Origin of the sequence: Natrinema caseinilyticum (assembly GCF_024227435.1) — an archaeon.
Lineage (GTDB): Archaea > Halobacteriota > Halobacteria > Halobacteriales > Natrialbaceae > Natrinema > Natrinema caseinilyticum.
Window position 1 is genome coordinate 100,930 of the sequence record NZ_CP100446.1, and the last position, 11,028, is coordinate 111,957.

Here is an 11,028-nt window from a genome sequence, read left to right on the forward strand (position 1 = left end):
TCACGGGAGGTCAAAACAGTACGTGTTATCGCAGCACACGCAGCGAGGTACCGACTCGAATCGACCGATCCACCGACCGCCGGCGTCACCGGGGACACTCCACTATCGATCTGTTTCGAGAGCGGTCAGAATCCGAGACGGAGGACGCGATTCGCCGCGAGTGCGGCGAGTGCAACCGACATGATACCAACGAGCAGCGTGAACGAGGCGTCCCAGCCGTACAGGTCGGCGAGCGCACCGACCACGACGCTTCCCGACGCACCGGTCGTCATGTACATCGTTCTGACGAGACCGAATCCGGTGCCGCGTTCGGCCGGCGAAAGGAGATCCATGAATCGCGACTGGATGGGCGCCCCCCAACTCATCGCGAGCCCGACGAACAATACACCGACGCCAAACTCGAGAAGGGTGGCGCCGACGACGAGCAACCCGTATCCGACGATGCCGGCACACATGGTCACGATCGCGGCCCTGTCGCGCCCGATTCGATCGGAAAGCCCGCCCATCAGCGGTTGCGTGAGGCCATGGATTACGAAGTAGGCCGAAAAGAGTCCGCTCGCGATTGCCGGCGAAAGCGCCTTGCCTTCGGCGAGAAAGGCGGGCAAGAACGACGCAGTCGCTTGCCAGGTGAACGCACAGAGAAACGAAATGAGCATCGTGTACGTGACCGCCGGCCGCGAGAGCAGTTCGAACATCGCCCCGAGTTCGATGCGTTCCCGCATTGGCTGTTCGGGTCGGTCCGGCTTCGTCGGTCGAATTCGCCACGCGAACAGGGCGAAAAGCGGCGCCGCGGTGAAGAACCCGAGAAGCATGGCCACGCGCCAATCGTACCGAACGGCGACCATCGTCGCGGCGACGGGCGCGAACAGTCCCGCGATCGGACCGCCTGCGATATGAACGCCGATCGCACGTCCGGTGTCAGCGAATTGTTTCGTGAGGTACGTCGTTGCGACCGTATAATGAAGTCCCGCGCCGAGGCCGAGGACGACGGTCGAGAGGACGAAAAACTCGTAGGAGGGGGAGACGGCGAGCAGCACGCTCGAAATCGCGGTCAGCCCGAGCGAGACGAGAACGACTCGCCGTTCTCCGAATCGGTCGCCCAGAATACCGCTCGGAAACTGCGTCAGCGCGTAGGTGCCCCACATCAACGAGAGTGCGGTCCCGAGGGCCGCGTTGGAAACCGCAAAATCGTCGGTGATAGCGGGCACGAGCGGGCTGATAACGAGGCGTGCGACCATCGTCGCCATGAACGCAAACGTACAGAGAAGCAACGCCGTATGTCGATATCGCCAGTTCACAGCCACTATACAGAGACACCTGAAAAACGGTTTGTGGTTTCGGACCGTCCGGCCGAACCGGGAAGTGCCGTTCCGACGGAACGAAATTATCGGGGCGCGACGGCGCCTCTCACGACGAAAGCAAGGAGTCGGCGATGATTCGCTTCTGGATTTCGTTGGTCCCCTCGAAGATCCGGGTCAGTCGAGCGTCCCGCCAGTATCGCTCGACGTCGAACTCCGTGGTGTAGCCGTATCCGCCGTGAATCTGAATCCCCTCGCTGGTGACTTCCTCGGCGATATCGCTCGCGAAGAGTTTCGCCATGGCGGCTTCGGCGTCGGCCCGCTCACCGGAGTCGACCGTATCGGCGACGAGCAACATCAACGCTCGCGCAGCCTCGACCTGCGTCGCCATCTCCGCCAGCTTGAATCGGATCGCCTGGAACTCGGAAATCGGTTCGTCGAACTGGACGCGTTCTTTCGCGTACTGAACCGAATCCTCGATCGCGCCTCGCGCTAATCCCACCGACCGAGCGGCCGTGTGGACGCGGCCTTCCTCGAAAAAGTCCATGATCTGATAGAATCCGTTCCCCTCCTCGCCGCCGACGAGTTTGTCGGCGCTGACGCGTACGTCGTCGTAGTTGACTTCCCAGGTCTTCCAGCCGTGGTAGCCGATTTTGTCGATCGACTGGCCGCTCAACCCCTCGCGGTCGAACGTCCCGGCCGGCTTCTCGACGATAAATCCCGAGATGCCGCGGTGGGCTGGTTCCGCGTCCGGATCAGTCACCGCATACGTGAGGATGAAATCGGACCCCTTCGCGAACGTACACCACATTTTCTGCCCGTTGAGCACGTACTCGTCGCCGTCCCGTTCGGCCCGAAGGCGCATGTTCGAGACGTCGCTCCCGGCGTCGGGTTCGCTGATCGCGATGCTCTTGAGCATTTCACCACGCGCCATCTTCGGCAGGTATTCTTGCTTCTGGGCCTCCGTCGCGCCGGCGAGACTTTGCCCGCGCGCGATGATACTGCCGACGCTGAGCCACCCGCGCGAGAGTTCTTCGGCGATCACGGCGTACGATTTCAGATCCATCCCGAGGCCGCCGTACTCCTCGTCGATGAGAACACCGAAAAATCCCATCTCCGCGAGCTGGTCGACGAGTTCGTCGGACATCTCCTCCTCGTTCGGGTCGCGCTCGCTCGCCTCGGGGAGCACCTCGTTCTCCACGAATCGCTTCGTTTCGTCGCGCAGCATCTGATGTTCATCCGATAAGATGGTGTCCGAAATGTTGTTCATACAGGTACCACGTCTCGCCATCGATAATTAAGTCTTCTACTCTCTTCCCGGACGGATGGCGCTGGGAGAAGACGATCTGTGACGGACCGATCAGTTCTCGTCGTCGGCCCGCATCGCCGCCGTGCGAAGATAGCCGTCGACGAATTATAGCTCCCATGTCACATACGAGTAGATACATATACGTGTGGTTCGCATCGACATCCCGTGATGGAAGAAATCGACCACGTCGCTCACGCGGTGTGGGACGTCTCGGATGCACTGGACAAAATAAACGCTGTCGACGGATTCGAGAACGTCTGGACCCTCGAGAGCGACAAGTGGCAGTACGAAACGGCGTACAACGTGATGGGGACCACCATGTTCACCCTGATCGCGCCGACGAGCGACGAGAGCTTCATCGCCGATTACCTCGAGCAAAACGGCGAGGGACTGCACCACATCGGTGTCAACGTGTCCGACCTCGACGCGGCCGTCGAACAGTTGACCGGGGCCGGCGGCGAGGTAATCATGGAAGATACCGTCCCCGGCGTCCGAACTGAGGCGACGTTCCACCCGAAAACGCTGTTCGGACTCCAGTTACAACTCATCGAATGGCACGACGACGTCGGTCCGACTGCACGGGATCACATCGAGGCGATGCGCGAAGCGGCGGCGGACGATCGCGTCTAGGTTCGATCTCGCGTCCACGGATCGGCCAGGGTAGCGATACGAACACCGCCGTTCCTCGAGTTGGAGTCACGATCGTCGAACCGATACCGTTGGAGAGGCCACGGACGGCTTCAGCCGCCGTCTATCGATACCCACCTCGATGGCCTCCAGGCGGCCGGCAGGCACCCGGAGATTTTTCGGTGGGTTCCGACGGACCGATCACGCAATCGACGAGCCGACGTGTTCGATCGTTTCTCGCACCTCCTCGACGCTTGCAGTGGTCGGCGGAAGCAGTGCAAGCGTGTCCGCGAGTCCCTCGTATCGCTCGAAGAGGTGGTCGACGGCGTCCGGGCGGCCGGCGATCGCGATTTCGTCGAGGAGTTCGTCGGTGACCGCCTCCCGGGCAGCCTCCGTCTCGCCGGCCGCCCATCGGTCCCTGATCCGATCGGCAGTCTCTCGAAAGCCGTGCTCGGCCACCGCATCGTAGTGGAACTCGCCCATCGCGCCGACGTAGAACGCGATCGTCTCTCGGCACCGGTCTCGAGCCCGTTCGCCGTCTTCGAGGAGACACGTCGTCACCCACGGAATCGTCGCGACCGCCGTCGGGTCGCGGTCCCGCGTCCGAGCACCGCGGTCGACGTGTTCGCGCACGTCCGCGAGGGACGATACCGGAATGCGGTTCGGCATCCACCCGTCCGCGAACTCGCCCGCGAGTTCCACGTTCGTTTCGCCCTGTGCCGCGACGTAAATCCGAACTGACGACCGGAGCGGTTCGAATCGTAATCGAAAGTGCTCGAGGTCGAACAGCGTCCCGTCGTACGTGACGTCGTCGCCCGACAGAACCTGACGGACGATCTCGATCGTCTCGCGCTGGCGACGCAGCGCCGGGCGAAACTCCATTCCGTGCCAGTTTTCGATCACCTGCGGGCCAGACAGGCCCAGACCGAGCACGGCCCGTCCCGCCGTGAGTTCGTCGAGCGTTGCCACAGCTTGAGCGATCAGCGCCGGCGATCTCGAGTGGACGGGAACGATTCCGGTTCCGAGCCGTATCGTGTCCGTCCGGGCGGCGAGGTACCCGAGGCGGGTAAAGGCTTCTCGACCCCACGTTTCGGGAACCAGTACGAGGTCGTACCCGGCCGTCTCCGCCGCGCTCGCGAGATTGCTCTGTTCCGACGTGGTGACGTCGCCGGTGGCGGGCAACGGTAGCGCCAGATCGTACGTGACCATGCTGTGACAGTCGGAGAGGCGTCCTAAAAGCTGTTGCCCGGTCGACGGGACGCCGGACCATTGATGTGGTCGCCCCTCGCTTTACCGGATAGCATGACGACCGACGGAACGTCACGGATGCCATACATCACGTCGACCGAGCAGCTTTCGGACGAGTGGCACGGCCACTTCGACCGGATCGCGGACAGTCGAGGCCACGTCGGCGGGCCCTTCGGCGTCCTCATGAACAGCCCCGAAATCGCGACCAGAATCGCCGACGTCGGAACGTACGTCCGATTCGAGGGAACGCTGCCGGGCCCGATGCGGGAACTCGCGATCATCACGACGGCGCGGGAACTCGAGTGCGCCTACGAGTGGGCGATACACGAGCCGCTGGCCCGAGACGAGGGCGTCAGCGAGGACACGATCGGCGTCGTCGCCGACCGAGAGCCGACCGAGTCCCTCCCGGCGGCCGACGCGCTCGTCGTCGACTACGGACGCGCGTTGATCTGCGACAACGAGGTTCCGGAGCCGCTGTTCCGGACGACGAAAGCGCACTTCGGCGTCGAGGGGATCACCGAACTGACGGCCACGTTCGGGTACTACAACATGCTCGCCTGCGTCCTGAACGCGTTCGAGGTCGTCCCTGGTGACTCCCTCGAGGAGTGGTGAGTCGGATTCTGACGGCCGAGGGGACGGCCGATATGCCGGGACGGTACCGAACCGCGAGAGGGCACCCCCGACCGGACGATCCAGGTCTCGTGATGGACGACCCCCGACGTCAGGAGGGCGACCGGAAAACCAGTACCCCAGCGAGAGCGGCACAGAGAACCATCACGGTAGCGAGCGTTCCGAATAGCGCCGCGACACCGCCGTACTCGAGCGTCGCCCCGGCGAGCGCCGCACCGACGGCGCCGACGCCGAACATTCCCAGGTAGATGTACCCGAACGAGAGGCCGTGGCTTTCGGCGGCGACGTATTCCGCGACCAGGCTCTGTGCGATCGGTGCGAACGCGTAGATGAAGAAGCCGAGCGCGACGCAGACGATCAACAACGGCCCGACGCCCACGGTGGAGGCGGGGACGAACAGGGCGGATGCGATGATCAGCGCGATAAACGTCCCGAGAAGGGCCTGTTCGGAACTCCCCCTGTCGCTGACCTTTCCGCCGGTGTACTGTCCGAAAATGCCGACCAGCAGGAGCCCCGAGTAGGCGAACTGACCGGCTTCGATCGTTCGATCGCCGACGACGACGGCCTCGAAGATCGGTAAGTTGGTGAGGACGTCCGGAAGGAACGTGAATATACCGCGATAGTAAATGCCATAGAGGATCTGTATCGCGAAGACGAGAACGAATCCGCCGACGAGAAGCGTGCGCGTGTCCCCCACGACGTCCCGAAGGGAGTTCGAAATCGACTGCAACGAGCTCCGATCGGGGTCGCGTGGCTGTGAAGCCGACTCGGAGACGGTTTCGTCGAACGACACGCCGAGTCCGACGAGAACGCAGATCGCTGCCGGAACGGTGAGAAGCACCGTCACCGTCCGCCACCCGTAAAACGCGAGCAGGACGATCGCGGCGAGCGGAACGACGACCATGCCGACGTTCCCACCGGCACCGTGATACGCGAGTACGGTCCCTCGTTTCTCCGCACCACGGCTAATGAGCGACAGTCCTGACGGGTGATAGAGACTCGCCATCGCACCCCATATCATCAACGTCACGGTGAGGGTCACGACGGAGTGAAGCACACTCAGCGTGGCGAACGAGAGGCCCATCCCGCCGGTCGAGAGTAACACGAGCCGTTTCGAGCCGTATACGTCCGCCAACACGCCCGCGATGGGTGCAAAGAGACCGATGAGAGCGTAGCCAGCACCCACGACGAGTCCCAGCGTCGTCGGCGACACGTCGAACGTCGAGAGCCAGATCGGTACGAACAGCGGAATCGACAGCTCGAAGCCGTGAAAGACACCGTGACCGAGTCCGGTGAAAACCGCGATCGACGAATCGTTTTTCTCCATCGTGAGAGTCTCACGAGTGCGACACTAAATATTCCGTTGATCACGGCCCGTTCCCGCGACGTCGCAATCGCACCTCCCTCGTCCGTGTCCGACACTATCGGGGACAGACGGACGTCGGGCACCTCGGACACCAACCAACGGCGGGTCTCGAACTATCGGACCAATCGCGGGGACGAACGAGACGGCGATTTCTCAGTCGCTCGTGGCGACGATCACTGGGCGGTCGGACGAGAGGAGCAACGATTGCGTAACGCTCCCGAAAATTGCCTTTCCGGCGGGGCTTCGCTTGCGCCCGCTGACGGCGATCGAATCCGCGTCGATATCCGCCGCCACCTCGAGGATCGTTTCGGTGGGTTCGCCGTGTTCGTGGCGAATCTCCGGATCGATGCCCGCCGACTCGAGGATCTGCGACGCGGTCGTCACGCTCTCTGGGTAGGCCTCTTCGTCGTATAGTTCGGACGAATCGATCCGGGCCTCCCCGTCGCTTACGGTAAACTTCTCGAACACGTTCAGAACGACGACGTCGACGTCGCCCGGAAGAGCCGCGACGGCTTCGGCCGCCAGTATCGCACGGTCTTCGTCCGCATCGATCGACAGAAGGACCCTGTACATACGCGACGTAGCACGTCCATCCTCTTATCTTCCCTGGGAACTCCGACCGCAGTCCCACCGACCCGAATACGTCCACCGATCGCCCGGTCGAGAAGAGGCGACTGCAGGTCGCGAACGGCCTCAGCGCTGGTTCGTCATCGTTTCGCGGATCAGCCGGCGCTGACCGCGAATATCCTGGATCCGTTCGGTCACCGTCGCCAGGACCGGATACGTGACGTCGAGCGCATCGTACAGGTACTGTTGAAGCGCCGGCTTCGACGAGCGTGAGTAGGATCTGTTCTCGCGGTGTATCTCGTGTTGCCGGTCGGCGAGTAACTGTTCGCATCGGTCCTCGTCCTCGCGGAGGATCGCATCGTATTCCCGCAGCGTCGGCACCGATCGAGTCCGGAGTTGCCGTCTCGGTTTCATCGCCCGCTCGACGGCGCGATCGTGTTCGCGGAGCCGCTTTCGCGCGTTCTCGAGGGAAGTCAATTCGTCGTCGATTCCGTCGAGGAGTTTTTCCCGCGACTCTCTCGCCGCAGTCGCCTGAACCAGCACCGTATTTTTGAGGAGCGGGGAAAATTGCTGGCCGTCGAGGAGCGCCGTTGCGAGGTGGTCGTCGAACTCGAGCGTGAGGCTTTCGCGGAGATTTTCGTCGTACTCGTCCTCGAAGTGCGGGACGTTCATCACGGTCTCTCGATACGCGTTTCGAACGGTGCACAGGTGTTCCGTACCCGAGTCGCCACCTCCGGCGAACACCAGTGGCCCGGTGTGCGTGTCCTCCGAAACGGAGATCGATTCGACCAGTCGAGCGAATCGACGAAACGCGTCACGTTCGGTCGCGACCCGCGTTCGCTCGGTTTCGGTGACCGATTTGGCATCGGTGAGATAGCCACTGGCGGTGAGCGTCGCCGTGGTCAGTTCCGGCAGTCCCTGCGTCACCGAGAACGGGAACCAGACCGACGTGTCACCGATTCCAACGACGAACACGAGCAGCGAGAGTCCGAGGAGACGGCTCGCACGGTCCTGGTTCCGCACCAGCGCCCTCGGCATCCCTTCCGTAGACCTGTTGGGTGATCCCGTATAACTCATTCAACAGCCATTAATTGGCAGTCATTACCTATCATATTTTCTAATAAACGTTCTATCACGACCGCGGAGAGACAAACGCTCGACGACCGCGGTCCGCGTCGACGGATCCGTCGCTGGTCGAGCCGACCGGCGAGGCGCAATCTCGGACCCGTCACGCGAATAAACAGAAGACTTTACTGTGGAAGCTGTGATATTCGGGGTAATGCTATCCCTATCAGCGGAACAGGAGATGGTCGTATCGTCGCTGGAGGAACTCGCCCGAAAGGAGTTTTCGGACGCTGCGTTCTCGTGGGAGGGGGAACCCCCGATGGAGAACATCGAATTGCTCGCCGACCGGGGCTACCTGGGATTGAACATCGCAGAAGAGTACGGTGGCGGCGGCATGGGCGAATTCGAAGCCATGCTCAGCATCGAGGCCGTCGGGCAGGTCTGTCCCGACACGGCAGAATACCTCTACAACCAGCAAATGGTCGCAGCCCGCGCAATCGAGATGTTCGGGAGTGAGGAGGCCAAAGAGCGATACCTCCCGGGAGCAACCGCTGGCGAGGAAGTCATCGCGATCGCCATTTCCGAACCCGAGGCTGGGTCGGACGTCGGTGCGATGAACACGACCGTCGAAGAGCGGAACGGCGAACTGATCCTGAACGGCGAAAAGGTCTGGGTGAGCAACATTCCCCACGCGACGGCCGTGGTGGTGTGGGTGAAATTCTCGGACGGTCTCGGCTCGGTCGTGATCGACCTCGAGGACAACGACGATAGCATCGAGATCGAGCAACACTACACGAACATGGCGGATCACACCCAGACTCAGTTTCGCATGCACGACGTCGTCGTGCCCGAAACGAACGTCCTGACACGCGGGAAAAACGGATTCAAACAGCAGTTGCAGGCGTTGAACTGGGAACGGCTCGGGAGCGCAACGCTCTCGAACGCCATCGCCCGCTGTGCCCTCGAGAAGGCCCTCGAGTACGGACAACAGCGCGAGCAGTTCGACCAGCCGATCGCGGATTTCCAGGGGATCGAGTGGAAACTCGCCGACATGGCGAAGGAACTCGAGGCGTCGCGCTCGCTTACGTACCGCGCTGCGCTCAACGCGGAAGAGCAAGGTCGGATACCGGACCGCATGGACGCCTCGCTGGCGAAGCTGTACTCCGGTGAAATGGTCGAGAACGTGGTCAGCGAATCGCTGCAGATCCACGGCGCGAACGGCTACCAGCAGGGTCACGCGCTCGAGTACCTCTACCGACTGGCGCGGGGCCGCCGTCTCGCGGCGGGGACCGACGAAATCCAGAAGAACCAGATCGCGGCGGCACTCAAGCGCAACGGCCTCCCCTCGCTCTCGTAACGCGGACCGGTCGACGATCGAGAGACGACGTATCGTGGCCGACGTCGGCGCGGTCGCTGCTTATCGGCGCGACGACGACGACTCGTCTTGGACCTGCCAGCCCCCGACTGCCGAGTTCAACCGGGCGCGGAGAACGCGGGGCGTTCCGGGAAGTGTCTCGAGACTCAATCGGAACCCGCAGTCTCGAATTGCTGTGGGAGAGCCGATGCCGTTCGGGCGACGAGGAGAGAGCCGATGCCGACGACGCCGCCGACGACTCCCATGCCGCCGACCATCAACTGCAGCGATTCAGTCTGGGTAACGGCGCCGTCGAGGAGTTCGATCCCGATTCCGACCGCGATCGGAGCGACGGTCGCCGAGAGCCGCCCCGAGGACTCGAAGATACTCACGAGTCCGCCCCGGAGTTGTGTCGGTGCGAATGCCGTTACGACGCTCCGTAACAGCGAGAGCGACAGCCCGAATCCGATCCCGAGAGCTACAGCACCGGGCACTGCCAGAGTGACCGTCGGAACGAACGCGACGACCACGAGACCGCTAGCCATGAGCAACTGCGAGGCCGCGAGAGGGGCGATCCGTCCGCCGAACGACGAACCGAAGCGGCCGGCTTGCGTCGCCGAAATCGCGTACGTGAGACTGGTCAGGGCGACCAGCATCCCGGCCTGGCCCGGCGTGCCGCCCATCGATCTCACGACCAGCAACGAAACGTACGTCATGAACGTAATGTACAGGAGAATCGGTGTCATGCGGAACACGAGGACAGAAGCGACGCGCGGCCGACGCAGAAGTGACAGCAGCTCTCGAACGTACGTCCCGCGGTCGGTCGGAGCCGGGTCGGTGGAACGCTCGCGTGAGACGTCGGTCGGCTCGGAAAACGCGAGCGCGAGGACGATCGAAATCGGGATGCCGATCGCGTACAGTAACAGCGGATACTGCCACGCGATGGCGACCAGGACACCGCCAACCAGCGGAAAGAATCCCTGGGTCAGACCGGAAACCGAAAACCGAAATCCCTGTCCCGTCGCTTCGGCCTGGCCGGTATAGAGATCGCCGATGCTCGTGATAATGACCGGCGTCACCGCAGCGAAGCTAACGCCCTGGCAAAACCGAAGGAACAGCACGAGTCGAAAGTCGGTCGTCGCCGCGAGCGCAGTTCCGGCGACCGAAAAGACGAACAATCCGCCGACGAGGAAGGGCTTCCGCCCGTAGCGGTCGGCCAGAACGCCGACCGCCGGGATCATCAGAACGCCCGGCGCGGTAAAAACGGTCATGATCAGCCCGATCGTCGCGTCGGATGCGCCATAGGGTTGCTGCAGGGAGTCCAGCAGCGGTGAGATGAGCGCCGCTCCGAGCGGGGCGACGAGATTCGCCAGCAACAGCAACTGGAAATTCGTGTCGCGCAAGACCAGCGCCTTCTCACCGAAGAGCGACCGTATCATCGATTCGTCACCGGATTTCGCGGCGACGACCAAAAAGATTCCCTCCCGATCGGCTGATCGCCGAGTCGCCGACGGTCGTTCACTTCGATAGCGGTGTCTGCCGGCCGCTTCGATCGGATGCGAAT

The 11,028-nt window shown here is 62.6% G+C and carries 10 protein-coding genes; 3 read left to right on the top strand and 7 right to left on the bottom strand.

The annotated features are described in order from the left end of the window. Positions 1 to 125: 125 nt before the first annotated feature. Both NJT13_RS19875 and NJT13_RS19880 read right to left on the bottom strand, forming a co-directional pair. Positions 126 to 1,298 (bottom strand): MFS transporter, encoded by a 1,173-nt coding sequence (locus tag NJT13_RS19875; RefSeq protein WP_254525894.1) that lies wholly within the window; start codon positions 1,296 to 1,298, stop codon positions 126 to 128. Between the two features lie 109 nt (positions 1,299 to 1,407). Beyond that, positions 1,408 to 2,568, bottom strand: a complete 1,161-nt coding sequence (locus tag NJT13_RS19880) for an acyl-CoA dehydrogenase family protein (protein ID WP_254525895.1) — start codon at positions 2,566 to 2,568, stop codon at positions 1,408 to 1,410. Between the two features lie 207 nt (positions 2,569 to 2,775). Here NJT13_RS19880 and NJT13_RS19885 point away from each other — a divergent pair, with 207 nt between their 5' ends. Next, positions 2,776 to 3,237 carry a VOC family protein gene (locus NJT13_RS19885; RefSeq protein ID WP_254525896.1) on the top strand — a complete coding sequence of 154 codons (462 nt, stop codon included), beginning with the start codon at positions 2,776 to 2,778 and terminating at the stop codon, positions 3,235 to 3,237. Between the two features lie 198 nt (positions 3,238 to 3,435). Here NJT13_RS19885 and NJT13_RS19890 read toward each other — a convergent pair whose 3' ends face one another. After that, entirely contained in the window at positions 3,436 to 4,443 is a 1,008-nt protein-coding gene (locus NJT13_RS19890) for an LLM class flavin-dependent oxidoreductase (RefSeq protein ID WP_254525897.1), read from the bottom strand. Positions 4,444 to 4,536: 93 nt separating this feature from the next. Here NJT13_RS19890 and NJT13_RS19895 point away from each other — a divergent pair, with 93 nt between their 5' ends. Next, positions 4,537 to 5,094: a carboxymuconolactone decarboxylase family protein gene (locus NJT13_RS19895; protein WP_254525898.1), complete on the top strand. Its 558-nt coding sequence runs from the start codon at positions 4,537 to 4,539 to the stop codon at positions 5,092 to 5,094. A 109-nt stretch (positions 5,095 to 5,203) separates the two neighbouring features. On the opposite strand, the gene NJT13_RS19900 is transcribed toward NJT13_RS19895, so the two are convergent. The 3 genes from NJT13_RS19900 to NJT13_RS19910 form a co-directional block, all read right to left on the bottom strand. Continuing rightward, complete coding sequence (locus NJT13_RS19900) at positions 5,204 to 6,439, bottom strand: MFS transporter (protein WP_254525899.1); 1,236 nt, start codon at positions 6,437 to 6,439, stop codon at positions 5,204 to 5,206. A gap of 192 nt (positions 6,440 to 6,631) precedes the next feature. After that, the gene (locus tag NJT13_RS19905; RefSeq protein WP_254525900.1) at positions 6,632 to 7,051 is read right to left on the bottom strand and encodes a universal stress protein; all 420 of its coding nucleotides are present in this window, start codon (positions 7,049 to 7,051) and stop codon (positions 6,632 to 6,634) included. Between the two features lie 120 nt (positions 7,052 to 7,171). After that, positions 7,172 to 8,068 carry a DUF7260 family protein gene (locus NJT13_RS19910; RefSeq protein WP_254525901.1) on the bottom strand — a complete coding sequence of 299 codons (897 nt, stop codon included), beginning with the start codon at positions 8,066 to 8,068 and terminating at the stop codon, positions 7,172 to 7,174. Positions 8,069 to 8,324: 256 nt separating this feature from the next. Between NJT13_RS19910 and NJT13_RS19915 the strand changes: the two genes are divergently transcribed. Then, positions 8,325 to 9,467, top strand: coding sequence for an acyl-CoA dehydrogenase family protein (locus NJT13_RS19915; RefSeq protein WP_254525902.1), 1,143 nt, complete (start codon positions 8,325 to 8,327; stop codon positions 9,465 to 9,467). A 164-nt stretch (positions 9,468 to 9,631) separates the two neighbouring features. Here NJT13_RS19915 and NJT13_RS19920 read toward each other — a convergent pair whose 3' ends face one another. Further along, the gene (locus tag NJT13_RS19920) at positions 9,632 to 10,903 is read right to left on the bottom strand and encodes an MFS transporter (RefSeq protein WP_254525903.1); all 1,272 of its coding nucleotides are present in this window, start codon (positions 10,901 to 10,903) and stop codon (positions 9,632 to 9,634) included. Positions 10,904 to 11,028: the final 125 nt, after the last annotated feature.